This is a genomic window from Agrobacterium deltaense RV3 (assembly GCF_900013505.1).
GTDB lineage: Bacteria > Pseudomonadota > Alphaproteobacteria > Rhizobiales > Rhizobiaceae > Agrobacterium > Agrobacterium leguminum.
Genome location: NZ_LT009745.1, coordinates 1810885 through 1830861, shown reverse-complemented (window position 1 = coordinate 1830861; position 19977 = coordinate 1810885). Strand labels below are relative to the sequence as shown.

The 19977-nt window shown below is 60.6% G+C and carries 19 protein-coding genes; 10 read left to right on the top strand and 9 right to left on the bottom strand.

Translation table 11 applies throughout. The features are described 5' to 3' along the window. Positions 1–43 precede the first annotated feature (43 nt). Both AGR7B_RS09235 and AGR7B_RS25850 read right to left on the bottom strand, forming a co-directional pair. Entirely contained in the window at positions 44–526 is a 483-nt protein-coding gene (locus tag AGR7B_RS09235) for a GNAT family N-acetyltransferase (protein ID WP_162934095.1), read from the bottom strand. Then, positions 483–728 carry a hypothetical protein gene (locus tag AGR7B_RS25850; RefSeq protein WP_162934094.1) on the bottom strand — a complete coding sequence of 82 codons (246 nt, stop codon included), beginning with the start codon at positions 726–728 and terminating at the stop codon, positions 483–485. Before AGR7B_RS25850 ends, AGR7B_RS09235 begins: the two co-directional genes overlap by 44 nt. A gap of 27 nt (positions 729–755) precedes the next feature. Here AGR7B_RS25850 and AGR7B_RS09230 point away from each other — a divergent pair, with 27 nt between their 5' ends. After that, positions 756–1757 (top strand): serine hydrolase domain-containing protein, encoded by a 1002-nt coding sequence (locus tag AGR7B_RS09230; RefSeq protein ID WP_078052747.1) that lies wholly within the window; start codon positions 756–758, stop codon positions 1755–1757. 5 nt (positions 1758–1762) lie between these two features. On the opposite strand, the gene AGR7B_RS09225 is transcribed toward AGR7B_RS09230, so the two are convergent. After that, entirely contained in the window at positions 1763–2113 is a 351-nt protein-coding gene (locus tag AGR7B_RS09225) for a lysozyme inhibitor LprI family protein (protein WP_080856520.1), read from the bottom strand. A 174-nt stretch (positions 2114–2287) separates the two neighbouring features. Here AGR7B_RS09225 and AGR7B_RS09220 point away from each other — a divergent pair, with 174 nt between their 5' ends. Further along, positions 2288–3694: a DegQ family serine endoprotease gene (locus tag AGR7B_RS09220; RefSeq protein WP_080856519.1), complete on the top strand. Its 1407-nt coding sequence runs from the start codon at positions 2288–2290 to the stop codon at positions 3692–3694. Beyond that, positions 3691–5007 (top strand): replication-associated recombination protein A, encoded by a 1317-nt coding sequence (locus AGR7B_RS09215; protein ID WP_080856518.1) that lies wholly within the window; start codon positions 3691–3693, stop codon positions 5005–5007. The genes AGR7B_RS09220 and AGR7B_RS09215 overlap by 4 nt, the downstream gene beginning before the upstream one ends. A 113-nt stretch (positions 5008–5120) precedes the next feature. On the opposite strand, the gene AGR7B_RS09210 is transcribed toward AGR7B_RS09215, so the two are convergent. Further along, complete coding sequence (locus AGR7B_RS09210) at positions 5121–5435, bottom strand: DUF1883 domain-containing protein (protein ID WP_003520391.1); 315 nt, start codon at positions 5433–5435, stop codon at positions 5121–5123. Between the two features lie 241 nt (positions 5436–5676). Between AGR7B_RS09210 and AGR7B_RS09205 the strand changes: the two genes are divergently transcribed. The 5 genes from AGR7B_RS09205 (at position 5677) to AGR7B_RS09185 (ending at position 12122) form a co-directional block, all read left to right on the top strand. Continuing rightward, positions 5677–7491 (top strand): methyl-accepting chemotaxis protein, encoded by a 1815-nt coding sequence (locus tag AGR7B_RS09205; RefSeq protein ID WP_080856517.1) that lies wholly within the window; start codon positions 5677–5679, stop codon positions 7489–7491. Positions 7492–7729: 238 nt separating this feature from the next. Beyond that, entirely contained in the window at positions 7730–9028 is a 1299-nt protein-coding gene (locus AGR7B_RS09200; RefSeq protein ID WP_121490412.1) for an extensin-like domain-containing protein, read from the top strand. 483 nt (positions 9029–9511) lie between these two features. After that, a complete protein-coding gene (locus AGR7B_RS09195; protein WP_080856516.1) occupies positions 9512–10333 on the top strand; it encodes a sulfite exporter TauE/SafE family protein in 822 nt (273 codons plus the stop codon). 104 nt (positions 10334–10437) lie between these two features. Further along, positions 10438–11364 carry an ABC transporter ATP-binding protein gene (locus AGR7B_RS09190; RefSeq protein WP_003520395.1) on the top strand — a complete coding sequence of 309 codons (927 nt, stop codon included), beginning with the start codon at positions 10438–10440 and terminating at the stop codon, positions 11362–11364. Then, a complete protein-coding gene (locus AGR7B_RS09185; RefSeq protein ID WP_080856515.1) occupies positions 11361–12122 on the top strand; it encodes an ABC transporter permease in 762 nt (253 codons plus the stop codon). The genes AGR7B_RS09190 and AGR7B_RS09185 overlap by 4 nt, the downstream gene beginning before the upstream one ends. A 169-nt stretch (positions 12123–12291) precedes the next feature. On the opposite strand, the gene AGR7B_RS09175 is transcribed toward AGR7B_RS09185, so the two are convergent. From AGR7B_RS09175 to AGR7B_RS09155, 5 genes are all read right to left on the bottom strand, one after another. Then, positions 12292–13077, bottom strand: coding sequence for an SDR family oxidoreductase (locus AGR7B_RS09175; protein WP_080856514.1), 786 nt, complete (start codon positions 13075–13077; stop codon positions 12292–12294). 24 nt (positions 13078–13101) lie between these two features. Then, positions 13102–14061: a sugar-binding transcriptional regulator gene (locus tag AGR7B_RS09170; RefSeq protein WP_161988008.1), complete on the bottom strand. Its 960-nt coding sequence runs from the start codon at positions 14059–14061 to the stop codon at positions 13102–13104. A 20-nt stretch (positions 14062–14081) separates the two neighbouring features. Next, positions 14082–15551 (bottom strand): FGGY family carbohydrate kinase, encoded by a 1470-nt coding sequence (locus tag AGR7B_RS09165; RefSeq protein ID WP_065655962.1) that lies wholly within the window; start codon positions 15549–15551, stop codon positions 14082–14084. Positions 15552–15667: 116 nt separating this feature from the next. Continuing rightward, a complete protein-coding gene (locus AGR7B_RS09160; protein ID WP_080856512.1) occupies positions 15668–16624 on the bottom strand; it encodes a transketolase family protein in 957 nt (318 codons plus the stop codon). Continuing rightward, positions 16624–17433, bottom strand: a complete 810-nt coding sequence (locus AGR7B_RS09155) for a transketolase (protein ID WP_080856511.1) — start codon at positions 17431–17433, stop codon at positions 16624–16626. Before AGR7B_RS09155 ends, AGR7B_RS09160 begins: the two co-directional genes overlap by 1 nt. A 441-nt stretch (positions 17434–17874) precedes the next feature. On the opposite strand from AGR7B_RS09155, the gene AGR7B_RS09150 reads away from it, so the two are divergent. Both AGR7B_RS09150 and AGR7B_RS09145 read left to right on the top strand, forming a co-directional pair. Then, positions 17875–18855: an ABC transporter permease gene (locus tag AGR7B_RS09150; RefSeq protein ID WP_065655910.1), complete on the top strand. Its 981-nt coding sequence runs from the start codon at positions 17875–17877 to the stop codon at positions 18853–18855. Positions 18856–18989: 134 nt separating this feature from the next. Beyond that, positions 18990–19919 carry a sugar ABC transporter substrate-binding protein gene (locus AGR7B_RS09145; RefSeq protein WP_035262239.1) on the top strand — a complete coding sequence of 310 codons (930 nt, stop codon included), beginning with the start codon at positions 18990–18992 and terminating at the stop codon, positions 19917–19919. Positions 19920–19977: the final 58 nt, after the last annotated feature.

Below are 19977 nucleotides of genomic sequence, written 5' to 3'. Positions count from 1 at the left end.
ATAAAAAGCCGCCGTTGATAAACGGCGGCTTTTTTTGTGCCGTTTATTCTTTACCGAGCCGATAAGGTCGAAGCGGCACGATTTTTCCCCTTTGCCTGCAAAAGGCATTTGCACGGCCGGTTGCAACAAAGCCCAGCTTGTCCACCAGACGGTGCGACGCCCTGTTGTCAAACAGCGGATTGGCATGCAGGGTTCTTATGCCCATGTGCTGAAAGGCATAATCGATGACGAGGCGTCCGGCTTCTTCTCCATAGCCCTTTCCCCAGACACGGCGATCAAGCCAAAGTCCGAATTCGCCTGAAAGGCCGATGAGACCGACCAGCCTGCCATCATCCACCGCCCATACCGGCAGCCGACGCTCAGCAATGCGCCTGATCAGGCGCAGTGCATCGTCGGGTTCGAAAGGATAGGCCGTGCGCAGCAGATTGCGCAAAATGAGCGGGTCGTTCGTCAGTCGGGCGAGTGGCGAGGCGTCCGTCATTTTAAAAGGCCGCAGGACAAGGGGTGATGATTTCAGTTGCGGCATCGTTTCCCATCTTTTGCATTTGCGGCAGGCAATAGTCCTCAAGATCAGAAACTGATTCAAGCGCTTTGCATCTCGATTCCGGAATGCAGGCCAACGCCCTGTTTTCATACAGATTTCGCGAGATCATCGAATTGGGGGTGTGGAAATCCGGTGCTTGAAATAAGGTCACATTGGAGTGATTGGCGATGTTTCCTCTTTTCATCTCCGTATGGCTTCCTAGCTCAGTGACATGAAAAGAAGAACCGCACTTGCCCTTATCGCTTCCCTGCCTTTCGCCTCGTTTGCCCGCGCGCAAAGCACCGGCAATGGCATCCGTTTCGATCCGTTGCTGCGGCAGGCGAATGCGCTTTCCAGCCTCAAGGCGGTCATCGTCAGCATCGATGGCGAGGAGGTCGCGAGCCGCGCTTATCACGGCGCGGGTTTGAACGGCTCCACCAATATCAAGTCGGCCTCGAAATCGATCATCTCGGCGCTGGTGGGCATGGCGATCGATCGAAAGATTCTCGAAGGAGCCGACCAGCCGATCGCGACTGTTCTGCGCGGCGATTTTCCGCAAAATCCCGATCCCCGGCTGGAACGGATCACCGTCGGCAACCTGCTGTCGATGCAATCCGGTCTGGAGCGCATGTCCGGCCCCAATTACGGCCGCTGGGTCGCCAGCCGCAACTGGGTGCGGATGGCGCTGGGTTCCGGTTTTGCCGGGGAACCGGGCGGCGGCATGCTTTATTCCACCGGCTCCACCCATCTGCTCTCGGCGATCCTGACAAAAGCGTCCGGCCGTTCGACGCTGTCGCTTGCGCGCGACTGGTTCCGACCGCTTGAAGGATTTTCCATCGGCGGCTGGGAGCGCGATCCGCAGGGCATCTATCTCGGCGGCAACCAGATGGCGATGACCGCGCGGTCTTTGCTGGCCTTCGGTGAGCTTTACCGCCTGGGTGGTGTGACACCCGGCGGCGAGCGGTTGATTTCTCAGGGCTGGATCGAGCAATCGTGGCGGCAGCGCACCAATTCCGTCTTCAACGGCGACGGCTATGGCTATTGCTGGTTCATCAAGGAGATGGCAGGCGAGACGGTCTATTACGCCTGGGGTTATGGTGGGCAGATGCTCTATATCGTACCCGCCAGACGGCTATCGGTCGTGATGACCTCTCGCGAGGACGCGCCTTCCGCCCGAACCGGTTATCGGGACCAGTTGCATGGCCTTATGGAGACCATTATCCGGGCGGTGTGAGGAGGTCAGAGCGGCCGGTTGATGCTCTGGAACGCCTCTCCGAGACGTTTCATGCGTTCCTCGTAAGCGCCGGTAAGGCAGGCAACGTCTGCTGCGCATTCCTGGCGTTTCTTCAGCCACTGGCTCTGCTCGTCGCGCAGCGTGTCGCGGGCGCCCATCGCCATCAGCTGGGTGAGGATGTCGAAGGTGGTGGCCATCTTCACATCCTGATCGTTCAGCATGCGGTTGTCGCAGATCGCCTTCTCGTCCGCGGCCAGATCGGTCTTTTCGCAATCGAAGCTCGCCGCGCTGGCCAGCGAAATGAAGGAGGGGGCAAGCAGGATGCCGCTGGCAAGGAGGATCGGTTTCAGATGCATGGGTCGTCTCTTTTTAAGGACAGTCAGGTGCCGGTGAAACCGAAAAGGGGCGCTGTTGGTTCCAATGTCGCCCACCGATCCATGCCTGGAAAAGGACGGCCATCATCTTGCCGCTCTTTGCTTTACAGGCTTTAGCGTTATAACTCCATCATACTGATGACGATGAGGAATCACATGCGAAGCGTGTTGAAGTATCTGCCCACCGGCTTTCTCGCCGCACTCATTCTCCTGCCCTTGGGTGCTGCGGCGCAGGATAACAGGACCGTGCCGTCGAGCCACACGGAAATGCAGCTTTCCTTCGCGCCGCTGGTCAAGCGGACCGCGGGCGCGGTGGTGAATGTCTATGCCGAACGCGTCGTACAGCGGCGTCTGTCGCCCTTTGCCGGTGATCCTTTCTTCGAACAGTTCTTCGGCCAGCAGATGCCGAACCGCACGGAAAAGCAGTCGTCGCTCGGCTCCGGCGTCATCGTGACCGCCGGCGGCCTCGTGGTGACCAACAATCACGTTATCGACGGTGCCGATGACATCAAGGTAGCGCTGGCGGATGGGCGTGAGTTCTCCTCCAAGGTGCTGCTTAAGGATGATCGCGTCGACCTCGCCATTCTGCAGATCGATGCGAAGGAGCAATTCCCGGTGCTGTCGCTCGGCAATTCCGATGCGATTGAAGTGGGTGATCTGGTGCTGGCCATCGGCAACCCCTTCGGTGTCGGCCAGACGGTGACGAGCGGCATCGTCTCGGGTCTGGCACGCAACCAGGTGACGCAGGGCGATTTCGGCTTCTTCATCCAGACCGACGCTTCCATCAACCCCGGCAATTCCGGCGGCGCATTGATGAACATGGCGGGTGAGCTGATCGGCATCAATACGGCCATCTTTTCCAAGGGCGGCGGCTCGAACGGTATCGGTTTCGCCATTCCCGCCAATCTGGTCCGGGTTTTCGTGGCTGCCGCCGAGCGTGGCGATGCAAGCTTCGAGCGGCCCTATATCGGCGCGACCTTCGATCCGGTGACATCCGATGTTGCCGAGGCGCTTGGCCTGCATCGCGCCCGCGGCGCGCTGGTCGTCAGCGTCGTCAAGGGTGGGCCGGCCGAAAAGGCGGGCATCGAACCCGGACAGGTGGTTACCGCCGTCAATGGCTTCGAGGTGGAACATCCGGATGCGCTGGGTTATCGCCTGACGACTGCCGGCATCGGCAAATCCGCCGAACTCACTGTCATGGACAAGGGAAAAGAGAAAAAGGTGACCATCGCGCTCGATACCGCGCCGGAAACCGCACCGCGCGATGAACGGCTGATCGAGGGTCGCAATCCCTTCGCCGGCGCGACTGTCGCCAATCTTTCGCCGAAGCTTGCCGATGAATTGCGCATGCCGTCGCAGGTGACCGGCGTTGTCATTACCGATGTGAAGCGCGGTTCCCCGGCCTATCGTGTCGGTTTCCAGCCGAAGGACGTGATCCTGTCGCTGAACGGCGCGGATATCGGCACCACCGCCGCTGTCGAGAAGGCGCTGGACGATAATCCCGGCTTCTGGCGGGTGGAAATCCTGCGCGACGGGCAACGCATCCGGCAGTTCCTGCGATGAGCGACGATCTCTTCGCTCCGCAAGTGCCCGTGGAGGTCGCCAACCGGCGGCCTCTTGCCGATCGCCTGCGTCCAAAGACGCTGGCGGAGGTGAGCGGGCAGCCGCATCTGACGGGCGAGGAGGGCGTGCTGCGCCGTATGATCGACAGCGGTTCACTGGGATCGATGATCTTCTGGGGGCCGCCCGGCACCGGCAAGACCACGGTTGCCCGTCTGCTTTCCGGCGAAGCGGGGCTTGCCTTCGAGCAGATCTCGGCGATCTTTTCCGGTGTCGCCGATCTCAAGAAGGTTTTCGAAGCGGCGCGCACACGGCGGATGAATGGCCGGCAGACGCTGCTTTTCGTAGACGAGATTCATCGCTTCAACCGCGCCCAGCAGGACAGCTTCCTGCCGGTGATGGAAGACGGCACCATTATTCTGGTAGGCGCCACCACCGAAAACCCGTCTTTCGAACTCAATGCCGCTCTGTTGTCGCGGGCGCGTGTGTTGACATTCCGCTCGCATGACGAGGACAGTCTGAGCGAGCTTCTGAAGCGCGCCGAGGAGGCGGAGGGCAAGCCCCTGCCGCTTACCGAGGATGCGCGGGCGAGTCTGATCCGCATGGCCGATGGCGATGGCCGCGCCGTGCTGACGCTTGCCGAGGAAGTCTGGCGGGCGGCGCGCAAGGACGAGATATTCGATACCGAAGGGCTGACGCGCATCGTGCAGCGCCGTGCGCCGGTTTACGACAAGAGCCAGGACGGCCATTACAATCTCATTTCCGCGTTGCATAAGTCGGTGCGCGGCTCGGACCCGGATGCCGCGCTTTATTATCTTGCCCGCATGTTCGATGCCGGTGAAGACCCGCTCTATATCGGCCGGCGGCTGGTGCGCATGGCGGTGGAGGATATCGGCCTTGCAGATCCGCAGGCGCTCGCCGTCTGCAATGCCGCCAAGGATGCCTATGATTATCTCGGCTCACCCGAGGGTGAGCTGGCGCTGGCGCAGGCCTGCGTCTATCTCGCGACCGCGCCGAAATCGAACGCCGTCTATACCGCCTTCAAGTCGGCGATGCGGGCGGCCAAGGAAAACGGCTCGCTGGTGCCGCCGAAACATATTCTGAACGCGCCGACCAAGCTCATGAAGGGTGAGGGTTATGGCGACGGTTACCGTTACGACCATGACGAGCCGGATGCCTTTTCCGGACAGGATTATTTCCCGGAGAAAATGGGGCGCACGACCTTTTACGATCCGCCTGATCGGGGGTTCGAAAGGGAAATCCGCAAGCGTCTGGACTGGTGGTCGAAGCTGCGTCGCGAGCGTGGATCGCGCTAGGATTTTACGCGATTGCGCCGAAAGCCATATCGCGGCCGATCTTAAGAAAAAGATTCAGGCCGCTGGCAAAAAGAGTCGCGAAACCGCGACAACTCTCTGTTTTTTAAGGAAGATCAGGATGCCTTGCGATGCGGTGCCGCCTGCGGCTGCGCGGGCAGCATCTTGACCGAGGATTCCGCCAGGCCGCTATGGCCTTCGGCATCGATCACCAGATGCCAGTGCAATGTCTCGGGAATGGCAATGCGGATCGGCGATTTTTTCGCAACGCCGCCGAGATATTTGAAATCGAGCAGCTCGGTGAAGCGCTGGAAATTCGCGCCCGTCATCAGCCGGACATTGTTGACGGCCGACAGGGATATTTCAAGGGTAGTTCCTGCCCGCAATTCCTTCAGGTCATAATGCGTATAGCGAAAATTCGGCCGGGCCATCGCGCCCTCCCTGTAAAGCAATTTCGGTCAAAGAGGATAGGGGCCGCACGGTTAACGGTGTCTTTAAATGCCGCCGACCGGTTTGAAAATTCACGCTTGCTGTGCCTGTCTGGCATGGTGGCGCCAAGGAGTATGAGCATATAAGAATAATACCAACGTATAATATGTGTATTTAATAATAATAAATTTTTTGCCTTTAACATCGGCTGGTCGAAGTGCATCAGCGACGTTGAGGGGGAACATGAAAAACGTAACAATATCTACGCGCCTTTATGCGCTCGTCGCATTGTTTCTGGCAATACTGGCCGCGGCCCTGACATTCAGCCTGTTTGAAAGCTACCACGAAATGGAGCGCGAACGGAAAGCCGGGCTTGCGGCAATGAACGAAACCGCTGTTGCCATTCTCGATCAATATTACCGGCTGGAGCAGGGCGGAAGCCTGACGCGGGAGGCGGCGCAACAGCAGGCCAAGACGACCATCGCAGCAATGCGCTATGGCAATGGCAGCGGCTATTTCTGGATCAACGACATGCATCCCAAAATGGTGATGCATCCGATCAAACCCGAAATGAACGGCACGGACCTTACCGCCAACAAGGACCCGAACGGCAAGGCGCTGTTCGTCGAGTTCGTGAATACGGTCAAGGCAGGCGGCAAGGGCTTTGTCGATTATTACTGGCCGAAGCCCGGTGCGCCGGAGCCGGTCGAGAAATTTTCCCATGTCGCCGGTTTCGCTCCCTGGGGCTGGATTGTCGGCACTGGTGTTTATGTTGACGATCTTGAAGCGGTGTTCTGGCGCGACGTCTATTTTAATGGCGGTCTTTGCATCGCCGCCGGTCTTCTGGTTGTCGGCGTGGCCGCAGCCGTCGTGCGCAGCGTGACGCGGCCGATCGATCTTATCCGCCAGAGCATGCGGCGGATTGCCGACGGTGACGGCGCGGCAGATATACAGTTCGCCGACCGTCGCAATGAAATCGGCGCGATTGCCAAGACGCTGCTGGTACTGCGCGACAGCGTCAATGAGCGCAGCGCGCTGCAGGCCCGCGAGGCCGACCAGCAGCGGGCACTGGAGCAGGAGCGGCATGGTAACGAGATGGTTCTGCGCTCCGCTTCCGAGCGGCAGGCCCACGCCATGGAGCAACTGGGCGATGCGCTTGAGGCGCTTGCCAATGGCGATCTGACCGTTTCGCTTGCGGATATCGGCGCGGATTATGAAAAGCTGCGCATGGACTTCAACCGTGCCGTCGGCGCATTGCACGGCGCGATCGAGGCGATTGCCAGAACCGGCCATGTGGTCAATGACAGCGCCTCCGACATCAGCGGTGCGACCGGCAATCTTTCCCGCCGAACCGAACAGCAGGCGGCGGCGCTGGAGGAGACGGCGGCTGCTCTGGACGAGATCACCGCCACGGTGCGCACCGCTTCCGAGCGTGCCAACGAGGCACGGCAGATGGTGCAGGACACGAAAACCAGCGCCGGCCGCTCGGGCGAGATCGTGCGCAATGCCGTCGACGCCATGGGCCGTATAGAGGAGTCTTCGAAGCGCATCGGCCAGATCATCTCGGTCATCGACGAAATCGCCTTCCAGACCAATCTTCTGGCGCTGAATGCCGGTGTTGAGGCGGCGCGTGCGGGTGAGGCCGGGCGCGGTTTTGCCGTCGTGGCGCAGGAGGTTCGCGAACTGGCGCAACGTTCCGCCAATGCGGCCAAGGAAATCAAGACCCTCATCAACCGTTCGGCCGAAGAAGTCGGCGGCGGTGTCGCACTGGTACGCTCGACGGGCGATGCGCTGGAGGAGATCGTGGCGCTGGTCAATCGTGTCGATGGCCATGTGAACTCCATCGCCACGGCAGCGCGCGAGCAGGCGACCGGCCTGCAGGAGATCAACACCTCCGTCAACCACATGGACCAGATGACACAGCAGAACGCCGCCATGGTGGAAGAAACGACGGCGGCAAGCCAGACGCTCGCCGAGGAAAGCCGCCAGCTGCGCTCGCTGCTGTCGCGTTTCGAGCTTGGACATGGTGCCGGGCGCGAGGTTTCGCGGGCGGCGTGATTTCAGGTGTTTCAGGAAAGTTAAAGGGCGCGGCTTTGGCCGCGCCCTTTTGTTATGGGCAAGACTTTATCCGCCCGCGTGGTCATCGGACGCAATTGTCACGGTCTTGTGTGGATGGGACTGCGCCAAACACATCATTCGTTATTTCCCGCAACCAATAAGGTTTCGTTTACCTCATTTCTTTAAAATTTATCCTGTATTGCCGCGAATAGCGGCCGCTGAAGGTACAGGTTCTCGTATGGCGTATGTTTCCCTTCCGCGTCGTCTTGTGACGTTGCTGATGATTTCCACGGTCATGGTGTCGTGTTCGGCGGAGGGCCTCGTGCCACCGGCGGAGGTGGACGGCACCACGCGCGTCAGCGCCATCCGCTCCTCGCGGCAGCAGGGTTACAGCGCGCCGGCGGGTGCGGTGTATCAGGCCGAGCAGGCCGGGCAGGGCGCCGATTATCCGGCAGCCGTTTCACAACCGATGCCGGAGCCTTACGCCTCGCAGGATCCCCTGCTGCAATCGCCGCAGGGCGGACAGGGTTATTCAACGCTCGATTCCCAGCATCAGGCGCGCATGGCGGCAAGCGGCCATGGCAATATGCCGGCGCAGACAATGCAGGGCCAGACGATGCAGGGGCAGACCATGCCCGCGCAGCAGATGACCAGCAACCAGATCGCCGAAGGCGAAGGCGGCGTGAACATGGATTCCATGCTGGGCGTGGAGCCGGTTCGCGGACTTGCCGAAGAACAGGATGCGGATATTGCCGAAGGCGCGTCGGCGCAGCCGGTGGTGGACGGTATCGGCACCGATAATCCCGTGGCCGTTCCTCCGGCCCGCCAGCCGCAACGGGCCAGCCAATCGCGGCTCATCCCGCCGCCGCCGCTCGGCTCTTCTTCCCGTCGCCAGCCGGTGGAAGAGGTGGCGATGGTGATGCCGAACGATCCGATGGCGGGTGGCGGGCTGCAAAGCAACCGCTCGATGCCGCCCGGCGTCATGCCATCCTCCGAAGTTGCCTGCCGCTCCGAACTTCGCCGTCTCGGCGTCGCTTTCCGGGATGTTGCGCGCATTGCCGACGGTCCGACCTGCGGTATCGATTACCCAATCGAGCTCAGCGGTCTCGCCAGCGGCGTCGCGGTTCGTCCGGCGGTGAAGCTCAATTGCCAGGTTACGCTTGCCTTTGCGAAATGGGTGAAGTTCGAACTCGTACCGTCCTCGCGTTTCCGCTATCTCTCCGGCGTCGGCCGCATTACGCCGATGGGCGGTTATTCCTGCCGCAAGATGAATTCACGCTCCAGCAATCCGTGGTCCGAACATGCGCGCGGCAACGCCATCGATATCGGCACCATCACGCTGAAAAACGGCAAGGAAATCGACGTTCGCAAGAAGAGCTTCTTCGCCTTCCGCGAAAAAGCGCTGCTGAAGGCGGTGAGGTCCGACAGCTGTAAATATTTCTCCACCGTTCTCGGACCGGGCAGCGATCCCAATCACTGGAACCATTTCCACTTCGACCTGCGTACCCGCAAGTCAGGTTACAGGCATTGCGATTAAGGGATTGGGACAAGAACGGAGTGATTGGGCAGGGCAATAGTCGGGCGGCGTTTTAGACGCTCGCTGTGATGCTTCACGTTTGCAACTTCCGTCATTCCGGCCTTGTGCCGGAATCCAGCCGACGCGCGTCTGCGCGACGGGAAGACTCCTTTCAGCTCAAGGACTTGAGATGGCTGGATTCCGGCTCAAGGCCGGAATGACGGAAGTGTGGATTCACTGTCGGAATTCCAGCTCCTCTGTCACACCCCACAAAAAAAGACCGGCCCGAAGGCCGGTTGAAGAAGACAGCCTTATCGGGGGGATATCGGCGTCTTTGCAAGGGCATGCAATGGGAAACGATCCCATGGAGTGGTCCATCCGGCGCGGATGTGCGGCAAAAGATATCGCGCCGTACTGACCTGCGGCCAACATGGCTTGCCGCGCTCTTCTGATACGCTATGAGGGTCACATGTTTGTGACAACGGCCTTCGGGAGCCTGCCTTTATGCCCTCTGTTTCAGAGCTGATGGTCTTTGCTGCGGCGCTTGCGGCAGCGGGTGTGGTCGCCGGTCTTCTGGCGGGGCTGTTCGGCATCGGTGGCGGTGCGGTGCTGGTGCCCGTCTTCTACCAGGTCTTCGGGCTGCTGGATGTGCCGGAGGCGGTGCGTATGCATCTCTCGCTCGGCACATCGCTCGCCATTATCGTGCCCACCTCCATCCGTTCGTTCCTGACGCATCGTCAGAAAGGCGCGGTCGATATCGATCTGCTGAAGGGCTGGATCGTCGCCGTGCCGCTCGGCACCATCCTCGCATCCGTGGTTGCCGCTTATGCCTCGAGCGTTGCGCTGCGGCTCATCTTCGCCTTCATCGCGCTGGCGCTTGCCTTCCGGATGATCTTCAACCGGGCAAGCTGGCATCTGGGTTCCGACCTGCCGCAAAACCCGGGCCGTTTTCTGGTGGGCACCGGCATCGGGCTTTTTTCCGGCCTGATGGGCGTGGGTGGCGGGGTGATGAACAACACCTTCATGACGCTCTATGGACGCACCATTCATCAGGCGGTCGCCACGTCTTCCGGCGTCGGCGTGCTGATTTCACTGCCGGGTCTGTTGGGTTATATCTGGGCCGGCTGGGGCGATGCGGGCCTGCCGCCGTTTTCCACCGGCTTCATCAACTGGATCGCCGTGGTACTGCTGATCCCCATCACGCTTGTCGTTGCGCCCTATGGCGCGCGGCTGGCGCATGCGCTCAGCAAGAAGCAGCTGGAGCGCGCCTTCGGACTGTTTCTGGTTTTCGTTGCGGCGCAGTTTTTCTATAGCGTTTACGGCTGATTTTCCTTAATCGCCGAACGCAGTGTTCAGCCTGTCGGACTGGCATTTGCGCCTTCCCCGGCCTATATGGCGTGCATCTTACTCGGTTTTTCGAAAGATTCGCCATGAATGCCATTGTTTCGATACGGAATCTGACAAAATCCTACGCAAACGGCTTTCAGGCGCTCAAAGGTGTCAGCCTCGATATCAAAGAGGGGGAAATCCTTGCTCTTCTCGGCCCGAATGGTGCTGGCAAGACGACATTGATCTCCATCGTTTGCGGCCTCGTCAATCCCGGTGAAGGCTCGGTGCTCGTCGGCGGGCATGATGTGGTGAAGGACTTTCGCCAGACCCGCGCCCTGATCGGCCTCGTCCCGCAGGAACTGACCACCGACCAGTTCGAGACGGTGTGGAACACCGTCAGCTTCTCGCGCGGCCTGCACGGGCAAAAGAAGAACCCAGAACTGATCGAGCGCATCCTGAAATCCCTGTCGCTCTGGAACAAGAAGGACAACATGCTGCGGGAACTTTCCGGCGGCATGAAGCGGCGTGTGCTGATCGCCAAGGCGCTCGCGCATGAGCCGAAGGTTCTGTTCCTTGACGAGCCGACAGCCGGCGTGGATGTGGCGTTGCGCCGCGACATGTGGAATGTGGTTTCCGAGCTGCGCGCCAAGGGCGTCACCATCATCCTCACCACGCATTACATCGAAGAGGCGGAAGAAATCGCCGACCGTGTGGGTGTCATCAATGGCGGCGAATTGCTGCTGGTGGAAGAAAAGACGGCGTTGATGAAGAAACTCGGCCGCAAGCAGCTTTTCCTGGAGCTTGCCCAACCCGTGGAGCAATTGCCCGACAGTCTTGCGCCCTTCGGGCTGACGCTTTCCGATGACCGCTGCACCGTTACTTATGAAATCGAGGACAATGGCGAACAGGGTCGTATTGCCGACGTTCTGAGCGCCCTTTTCGCCGCCAACATCCATTTCAAGGATATTTCAACGCGGCAGAGTTCGCTTGAGGATATCTTCGTTTCGCTGGTGGGAGGCCAGAAATGAATTTCGAAGCCATCAAGGCCATCTATCTGTTCGAAATGGCGCGCACGCGCCGCACCCTGCTGCAGAGCGTGGTCTCGCCGGTCATTTCCACCTCGCTCTATTTCATCGTCTTCGGAACCGCGATCGGTTCGCGGATTCAGGAGGTTGGCGGTGTTTCCTACGGCGCGTTCATAACGCCCGGCCTCATCATGCTGACGCTTCTGACGCAATGTATCGGCAACGGCTCCTTCGGCATCTATTTCCCGAAATTCACCGGCACGGTCTATGAAATCCTCTCCGCTCCGGTGGCGATGACGGAAATTCTGGCCGGTTATGTCGGTGCGGCGGCGACCAAGGGGCTGATGATCGGCACGATCATCCTGATAACGGCCTCCTTCTTCGTGGATATCACCATCGCCCACCCGTTCATGATGATCCTGTTCTTCGTTCTCACGGCGGTGAGCTTCAGCCTGTTCGGCTTCATCATCGGCATCTGGGCGACGAATTTCGAGCAACTGAACCTCATCCCCATGCTGGTGGTGCCGCCGCTGACCTTCCTCGGCGGCAGCTTCTATTCCATCGACATGCTGCCGCCCTTGTGGCAGACGGTCAGCCACTTCAATCCGGTGCTCTATCTCATCAGCGGTTTCCGCTGGAGTTTCTACGAGATCGCCGACGTCAATCCTGCCATCAGCCTTGCAATGATCACGCTGTTTCTGGCGCTCTGCCTCGGTGTTGTCGGCTGGATGTTCAAGACGGGGTATAGGCTGCGCAACTGACGGTACGGCCTACCTCCCTCATTCCTGTGCTCGTCACAGGAATCCAGCCGACACGCGTCTGCGTGGCGGAAAGACTCTTTTCAGCCCAAGGACTTGGGCTGGCTGGATCCCTGTGACGAGCACAGGGATGAGGGAGGTTGGCTGCTCCGCACCCGTTCCCAAACGAGCCTCAAGACATAATCAACCCACCATCGACATTGATCGTCTGGCCGGTGATATAGGCCGCGTCGTCGGAAGCCAGAAACGCCACCAGTGCGGCGACTTCGGCGGGCGTTCCGGCGCGGCGCATGGGGATGTTGCGCACCCATTCGGCCATCAGTTCGCCGGGCTTGTACTCACCCAGCATCTGGCCCCAGACGCGGTCGTTATAGTCCCACATTTCGGTGTGGATGATGCCTGGGCAAATGGCGTTGACGGTAATGCCTTCCGGCGCGAGTTCCTTGGCAAGGCTCTGCGTCAGGCCGATAACGCCGAACTTCGAGGCGGCATAATGCGGGGTATAGATGAAACCCTGCCGTGCCTGACCGGAGGCGGTATTGACGAGGCGGCCCTTGGTGCCGCTTTCGCGGAAGCGGCGGATCGCCTCCTGGCAGCAGAGGAAGGCGCCCTTGGTATTGACGTCGAGGTTGAAATCCCACTGTTCCTGCGTCAGCTCTTCGATCTTGGAAATGGTGATGACGCCGGCATTCTGGACGGAGATGGAAAGCGGGCCGATCGCCTCTTCGGCGGCGCCATAGGCCTCGCGCACCGCTGCCGCATCCCGAACGTCGAGGATCACGCCATGGGTGACGCTGCCCGTCTCGTCCGCCAGTTTTTTGGCGGCATCCTGCGTGTCTTTGTCGACAGAGGCGATGGCGACTTTCGCGCCTTCCTCGGCAAAACGGCGGGCGATGCCGTAACCGATGCCCTTGTTGCCTCCGGTCACGAATACGGATTGACCTTCAAAGCGCCTCATGTCTCCTCCTTTATGGGATTTTGGCTATGTTTCCTGGCCGACCAGTCGTTCGGCGGTGAATTTGTCGGTGACGAGCACGTCGATCACACCGGTTCTGAGCGCACCGGCAATCGCCTCGGTCTTTTTCGAACCGCCGGCGAGCGCAATGACACGGTCGACATTGGAGAGGTTTTCCAGCGGCAGGCCGATGACCCGGTCGTCGAGCGGAGTCTTCACCGGTTTGCCGTCCTTGTCGAAGAAGCGCAGCGAGATGTCGCCGACCGCACCTGCCTGCGCGAGATCGGCGAGTTCCTTGGCGGAAAAGATGTTGCCGGAACGGGCGAGAAGCTCCGACGGCTCGACCGCACCGACGCCGACGACGGCGAGCGTGATCGACCCGAAGAGATCGATGGTTTCGCGCACGAAGGGATCGGCGAGCATCAAAAGCTTCGCCTCGCGGGATGTGGCGACGCCCGGCACCGGCAGCAGTTTCGGTTCCGCCTCCGTCAGCCGCGCCAGGCGCGTGGTGATCTGGGTGGCGTGCGTCTGTACCGATGGGTCGCCCATGCCGCCCAGCGTCTGGACGATATAGCGCGCCTTGGCGCCTTTAAGCGGGTGGATGTTTTCCACCATCTTGAAGATCGTCTGGCTCCAGCTGGAAACACCGATGATCTCGTTCTGCGACAGCGTCACCTCGAGGAAATGCGCCGCTGCCTCGCCGATGCGGGCCATGATCGCGCCGTCGCGATCCTCGCTGCAATCGACAACGATGGCCTCCGGCAGGTCGAAACGTTCGCGCAGTTGCGCTTCCAGATCGCTATAGGTGCCGGGCGGCGGAATGATGCTGGTGCGGACAATGCCTTCCGCCTCGGCGCGCTTCAACATGCGCGAGACGGTGGCCTGCGAGAGATTGAGATGCTGGGCGATTTCCGCCTGACGCTTGTGCTCGCTGAAATACATCTGCGCCACGCGGGAAATCATTCGAAGTTCATTTAGCCTGCCCATAAGCCCTCCAGGGTGAATTTTTATTCACCATTACCCGAGGTTACAGGCAAGGTCGAGCGGGCAATCGCATCGCGCCAGATGCCGAGCCGCTGGCTGTTTTCGCTCGCGGACGGCGCGATGGTGTTGCCGTTGCTGTTCAGCGCCGCGATGGCATCGAGATCGCTCCAGACACCCAGCGCGAGGCCGGCGAGATAGGCGGCACCCAGTGCCGAGGCTTCCGGCGCGTCACGCTGGATGACGGGGTGTTGCAGCATGTCGGCAACGCATTGCATCAGGAAACGGTTCTGGCTCGGCCCGCCATCCACGAACAGGCGCCCGAAGCCGGAAGGCGACTGCGCGCGCATGGCGGCGAAGACGTCATGGACCTGAAAGGCAATCGAGTCAGTGACGGCGCGGGCCATCTGGGCACGCGTGGTACTGAAATTGATCTGCGAGAAAAGCGCACGCGCATTCGTATCCCAATAGGGTGCGCCAAGACCAACGAAGGCTGGCACGAAACCGGGGCCATCAGGCTCGGCGGCGGAGGCGAGCTCCACCAGCGCGGCGACATCCGGCAGGCCGAGAATCTCCGTCATCCAGGGCAGGGAGGCTGCCGAAACGAGAATATTGCCCTCGAAGGCGAAGGTGGGTTTGCCGCCGAGCCGCCATGCGACGGTGGTGGTGATGCCGCGTTCGGGCGCGATGAAATGCGGCAGGGTTGTCATGACCGAAGAGCCGGTGCCGAAGGTTACCTTGCCATCACCCGGATTAAAGGCGCCATGGCCGAAGAGGGCGGCGTGGCTGTCGCCGATGGCGGCGAGGATCGGCGTGCCGTCCTTGATGCCGGGAACGCCTGATGTGACGCCAAAATCGCCGCTGCTATCGCGCAGATCGGGCAGGGCGTTGATATCGATGCCGAAGAGCTCGCAAAGCTCATCGCTCCAGACCTGCCGGTTGAGATCGAGCACCTGGCTGCGGGCGGCGTTGGAGGCGTCGCAGGCATGGACCATGCCGCCGGTGAAGCAATGGATGAGCCAGCTGTCGATGGTGCCGATGCGGAGCCTGCGGCCCTTCGGGGCGCGCTCCAGCAGCCAGCGCATTTTTGCGCCCGGAAACATCGGGTCGATCGGCAGGCCGGTCAGCGCCATGACGCGCTCGGAATGGCCCTTCTCGATCAGCTCGGCGCAATCCTGCGCCGTGCGGCGGCATTGCCAGCTGAGCACCGGGCCGAGCGGCTCGCCGGTTTCGCCGTCCCAGATGGTTACGGATTCGCGCTGGTTGGAAATGGCGATGGCTGCGACATCGACGGTGGAGGGCGCGGCGGCGAGGCAGGCGGAGATCGCTTCGCAGACCGAGGCCCAGATGCGCTGCGGCTCCTGTTCCACCCAGCCGGGCTGCGGATAGGCGATGCCGACCGGTGATGAGCCGCGCGCCAGCAACTCTCCGCTTTCCGAGACGAGAATGGCCTTGGAATTGGTGGTGCCCTGATCGATGGACAAAATGGCGCGCATCATGGGAGTCTTTCGTCGGCAGTTTTTCGTTTCCGCCTTGCGGCGACTAAACGACGATATTGCAGAAAGGGTGTCGCCGCGCATCCGAAGACACGCGACGACTCTGGGAGGAGACTTTATTTTCTCTTGATCAGCGCTTCGGCCGCATCCGCCATGGCGGCCGGCGCCATGCCGAATTCATCCAGCAGCCATTCGGCAGAACCGGTATGGGCGAAGACGCCCGGAACGCCGAGGCGCTTCATCGGTACGGGGGCCTGTTCGACCACGACTTCGGCAATGGCCGAGCCGAGGCCGCCGAAGATCGAATGTTCTTCAGCCGTCAGGATCGCGCCGGTTTCCTTTGCTGCTGCGACGATGGCCGCCTCATCGATGGGACGCACGGTCGCCATGTTCAAAACCCGAGCCTTGATGCCGCGGCTGGCCAGAATATCGGCGGCCTTGACGATGCGGTGCGTCAGCGTGCCATTGGCGATCAAAGTCAGGTCAGAACCTTCACGCAGCAGATTGGCGCGGCCAAGTTCGAAGACATGGCCCTCCGGGAGCAGATCCGGCACGCCGACGCGCGACAGGCGCAGGAAACACGGGCCGGCATAGTCTGCTGCCCATTTGACGGCGGCCGCCGTCTCGATGCGGTCGCAGGGGGCGATGACCGGCAGGTTCGGCAGAACGCGGGTCCAGGCGAAATCCTCGATGGAATGATGCGTCGGGCCGAGTTCGCCATAGGCCATGCCCGAGGATATGCCGATCAGCTTCACATTGGCGTTGGAATAAGCAAGGTCGGCCTTGATCTGCTCCAGCGCGCGGCCGGTGAGGAAGCAGGATGCGCCGCAGACGAAGGGCAACTGGCCGCCATTGGCGAGACCGGCGCCAACGCCGACCATGTTCTGTTCGGCGATACCGACATTGACGAGGCGCTCGGGGAATTTCGACTTGAAGCCGCCGAGCTTCGAGGAGCCGACCGAATCGTTGCAGACGGCGACGACCCTGTCATTGCCGGCGGCCAGCGCTTCCAGCGTTTCCGCGAAGGCGTCGCGGCAGTCATAAAGCTTGGCGGCGGTTACGGGCGCGTTCATTACAATGTCTCCGAAAGTTCTTTGACGGCGATTTCATATTGTTCCTTGCTTGGAACCTTATGGTGCCAGTCGACGCGGTCCTGCATGAAGGAAATGCCGTGGCCCTTGTTGGTGTGGGCGACGATGCAATGCGGGCGGTCGCCGCGATGCTCCAGCGCCGGCACGACTTCCGCCATGGCATTGCCGTTGATTTCGCTGACTTCCCAGCCGAAAGCCTCGAGCTTCGGGCGAAGCGGCGCGACATCATTGGTTTCCGAAAGCGCCGCACCCTGCTGGAAGCGGTTGTGATCGACGATCAGCGTCAGGTTGTTCAGGCCGAACTGTGCGGCGGACATGATGGCTTCCCAGTTGGAGCCTTCCTGCATCTCGCCGTCGCCGGTCATGACATAGGTGTGGTAGTCCGCACCGGAAAGCTTGGCCGCCTTGGCCATGCCGACGGCAACCGGCAGTCCGTGACCGAGCGGGCCGGTATTGGTTTCCACACCCGGAACCTTGTTACAGTTCGGGTGGCCGTTGAGGCGCGAATTCGGCTGCAGGAAGGTCGAGATTTCCTCTTCCGGGATGAAGCCGCGCTTGGCCAGCGTCACATAAAGCGCGCAGGCCGTATGGCCCTTGGAAAGCACGAAACGGCCGCGGGCAGGGTTTTTCGGATCATCCGGCCAGATGCGCAGGACGCGGAAATAAAGGGCCGTCATGATGTCGATAGCTGACATTTCGCCGCCGACATGGCCCGCACCCGCTTCAAAAACAGCCTGTACGTCGCGAAGGCGAATCTGGCGCGCAATGCGCTCTAGCTCCTGGGACTGCATGGAATCCTCTTCAAAACATGCGTGTGAATATTTATACAGCTATTTATATAATTGCAGAGATGGCGTTTCTGTCAAGCCGGAATTGCGGATTCTCTTGTTTCAATCCGTGTTGGTCATTTCTGCAGCTACATTCGCATTCACGGTGAAGAGCATCTCCACAGCCCTCATTCCTGTGCTTGTCACAGGAATCCAGTCAGCCCAAGTCCTTGGGCTGAAAGGGCTCTTCCCGCCGCGCAGACGCGCGTCGACTGGATTCCTGTGACGAGCACAGGAATGAGGAGAGAGGCGGCAGGCTGAAAGCCGCCTGTCCTTGTTCACGGCAGGCCTCGCCATTAACGCCCTATTGACAACCTTCTCGAAACTGGCTTATGCATGTTTCACCGACAATGAATAATTATTCTAATCGGTTTAAAAAATGCAAGACAGTCACCGGGAGGAGCCATGTCCGCGATTGAACGCAATGAGGGGGTCACGCACACCAGGAGCCCGCTTGCCTGGTTGAGCGGAGCGACCGGACCTCTTTTGGGCCTGCTGCTGCTCTGCGTGTTTCTGACCTTCGCCAGCGAGAATTTCCTGTCGCTGCGCAATGGGCTCAACATTCTCGACCAGATCACCGTTCTCGGCATCATGGCCGTCGGCATGACCTTCGTGATCCTGCTCGGCGGCATCGATCTGTCTGTCGGCTCGGTTCTGGCGCTGTCGATGATGATCATGGGCTGGACGGCAAATGTGGCGGGCATGCCGATGGGCATGGCCATCGTGCTGGCGCTGATCGCGTCCGCCGCCTGCGGCCTCGTGGTCGGTATTCTCGTCACTGCCTTCCGCGTGCCGGCCTTCATCGCCACGCTGGCCATGATGTCGGTGGCGCGCGGTCTCGCCAATATGATCACCGATGGACAGCAGATCGTCGGTTTCCCTGACTGGTTCATGATGCTGGCAATTGACCGCCATTTCGGCGTGCTGACAGCGACCGTGCTTCTGATGCTCGTCGTCGTTCTGGTTTCCTGGTTGTTCCTGCGCTTCCGTTCGGAAGGCCGGACGGTCTATGCGGTCGGCGGTAACCCGGAAGTGGCGCGCCTTGCCGGCATCAATGTGCCGCTGGTGACGATCTGCGTTTATGTCGCCTGTGCAGTTCTTGCCGGTCTCGCCGGCATCGTTCTTGCGGCGCGTCTCGACTCGGTGCAGCCCTCCAGCGGCTTCGGTTACGAGCTGGATACGATTGCGGCCGTTGTCATCGGCGGAACCTCCCTTTCGGGCGGTGCGGGCGGCATCGGCGGAACGCTGATCGGCGTGCTGATCATCGGCGTGCTGCGCAACGGCCTCAACCTGCTCAACGTCTCTCCCTTTTTGCAGCAGGTCATCATCGGTGTCGTCATCGTGCTGGCCGTGGGTGCTGAAACCCTGCGCCGCCGCAGAAGCTGAATTTGCCTGCGGACGGTGCTGAGCCGTCCGCGCAATAAACGACCCTCCTTATTGGGGAGGCGTGAAATAAACGGCCGGAGGGGAGGAGGTTCGATCTGCCCGAAGGCCAACAATCAACAAATGGAGGAATAATCATGAAATTTTCACGCATTCTGCTGACATCCGCCGCCCTTCTCGCCCTGTCGCTCGGCTCTGCCAATGCCGCCGAAGTCAAGAAGATCGGCCTAGCCGTCGCCAATCTGCAGGCGAACTTCTTCAACCAGATCAAGCAGGCCGTTGAGGCCGAAGCCAAGACGCGCGGCATTGCAGTCGTCACCGTCGATGCCAAGGGCGACGGCCCGACGCAGGTGAACCAGATTCAGGATCTGCTGACCCAGAACATCGATGCGCTGATCTATATTCCGGCCGGTGCCGCTGCCGCGACCGTTCCGGTAAAGCTTGCCAAGGCCGCCGGCGTTCCGGTCATCAACATCGACCGCAATGCCGATGGCGCGCCGGGCGATACCTTCCTTGCCACCGATTCCGTCGCTTCCGCCAAGGCGGTATGCGATTACATCATCAAGCAGGCCGGCGGTTCGGGCAAGATGGTCATCATCCACGGCCAGAAGGGCACGACGCCGGAAGTGGACCGCACCAAGGGCTGCATGGAATCGGTGAAGGCCAATTCCGGTGTGAAGATCGTTGCCGAACAGTGGTCCAACATGTGGAGCCAGGATGAAGGCTTCCAGATCATGCAGAACATGCTGCAGGCCAATCCGGATGTTTCCATCGTCTTTGCACAGGCCGACGGTCTGGCGCTCGGCGCGGCGCAGGCGATCAAGGTCGCCAACCCTTCGCAGAAGATCGTCGTTGGCGGCTTTGATGGTGATACGGCGGCGCTTGAGGCGCTGAAGAACGGCGTCTTCGACGTGACCGCAACACAGCAGACCCAGAAGATGGGCCGCACCGCTGTCGAGATGGCCGTCAAGATCGTCGGCGGCGAAAAGGTTCCGGCTGTGCAGCTTTCCGATGCGACGCTGACCACCAAGGAAAATGTCGAAGGCTTCATCGCCAACCATCCCTGATGCATCCGCCCCGCGCCTCCGATGGGATGCGCGGGGCATTCATTGGTTTGTCTTTATG

What these genes read in the sequence shown, in the direction of transcription:
- AGR7B_RS09215 (WP_080856518.1), top strand. Translation starts at nt 3,691, where the DNA reads ATGAGCGACGATCTCTTCGCTCCGCAAGTGCCCGTGGAGGTCGCCAAC.
- AGR7B_RS09235 (WP_162934095.1), bottom strand. Translation starts at nt 526, where the DNA reads ATGCCGCAACTGAAATCATCACCCCTTGTCCTGCGGCCTTTTAAAATG.
- AGR7B_RS09220 (WP_080856519.1), top strand. Translation starts at nt 2,288, where the DNA reads ATGCGAAGCGTGTTGAAGTATCTGCCCACCGGCTTTCTCGCCGCACTC.
- AGR7B_RS09185 (WP_080856515.1), top strand. Translation starts at nt 11,361, where the DNA reads ATGAATTTCGAAGCCATCAAGGCCATCTATCTGTTCGAAATGGCGCGC.
- AGR7B_RS09230 (WP_078052747.1), top strand. Translation starts at nt 756, where the DNA reads ATGAAAAGAAGAACCGCACTTGCCCTTATCGCTTCCCTGCCTTTCGCC.
- AGR7B_RS09165 (WP_065655962.1), bottom strand. Translation starts at nt 15,551, where the DNA reads ATGCGCGCCATTTTGTCCATCGATCAGGGCACCACCAATTCCAAGGCC.
- AGR7B_RS09200 (WP_121490412.1), top strand. Translation starts at nt 7,730, where the DNA reads ATGGCGTATGTTTCCCTTCCGCGTCGTCTTGTGACGTTGCTGATGATT.
- AGR7B_RS09205 (WP_080856517.1), top strand. Translation starts at nt 5,677, where the DNA reads ATGAAAAACGTAACAATATCTACGCGCCTTTATGCGCTCGTCGCATTG.
- AGR7B_RS09210 (WP_003520391.1), bottom strand. Translation starts at nt 5,435, where the DNA reads ATGGCCCGGCCGAATTTTCGCTATACGCATTATGACCTGAAGGAATTG.
- AGR7B_RS09195 (WP_080856516.1), top strand. Translation starts at nt 9,512, where the DNA reads ATGCCCTCTGTTTCAGAGCTGATGGTCTTTGCTGCGGCGCTTGCGGCA.
- AGR7B_RS09225 (WP_080856520.1), bottom strand. Translation starts at nt 2,113, where the DNA reads ATGCATCTGAAACCGATCCTCCTTGCCAGCGGCATCCTGCTTGCCCCC.
- AGR7B_RS25850 (WP_162934094.1), bottom strand. Translation starts at nt 728, where the DNA reads ATGAAAAGAGGAAACATCGCCAATCACTCCAATGTGACCTTATTTCAA.
- AGR7B_RS09150 (WP_065655910.1), top strand. Translation starts at nt 17,875, where the DNA reads ATGTCCGCGATTGAACGCAATGAGGGGGTCACGCACACCAGGAGCCCG.
- AGR7B_RS09170 (WP_161988008.1), bottom strand. Translation starts at nt 14,061, where the DNA reads ATGGGCAGGCTAAATGAACTTCGAATGATTTCCCGCGTGGCGCAGATG.
- AGR7B_RS09160 (WP_080856512.1), bottom strand. Translation starts at nt 16,624, where the DNA reads ATGAACGCGCCCGTAACCGCCGCCAAGCTTTATGACTGCCGCGACGCC.
- AGR7B_RS09145 (WP_035262239.1), top strand. Translation starts at nt 18,990, where the DNA reads ATGAAATTTTCACGCATTCTGCTGACATCCGCCGCCCTTCTCGCCCTG.
- AGR7B_RS09175 (WP_080856514.1), bottom strand. Translation starts at nt 13,077, where the DNA reads ATGAGGCGCTTTGAAGGTCAATCCGTATTCGTGACCGGAGGCAACAAG.
- AGR7B_RS09190 (WP_003520395.1), top strand. Translation starts at nt 10,438, where the DNA reads ATGAATGCCATTGTTTCGATACGGAATCTGACAAAATCCTACGCAAAC.
- AGR7B_RS09155 (WP_080856511.1), bottom strand. Translation starts at nt 17,433, where the DNA reads ATGCAGTCCCAGGAGCTAGAGCGCATTGCGCGCCAGATTCGCCTTCGC.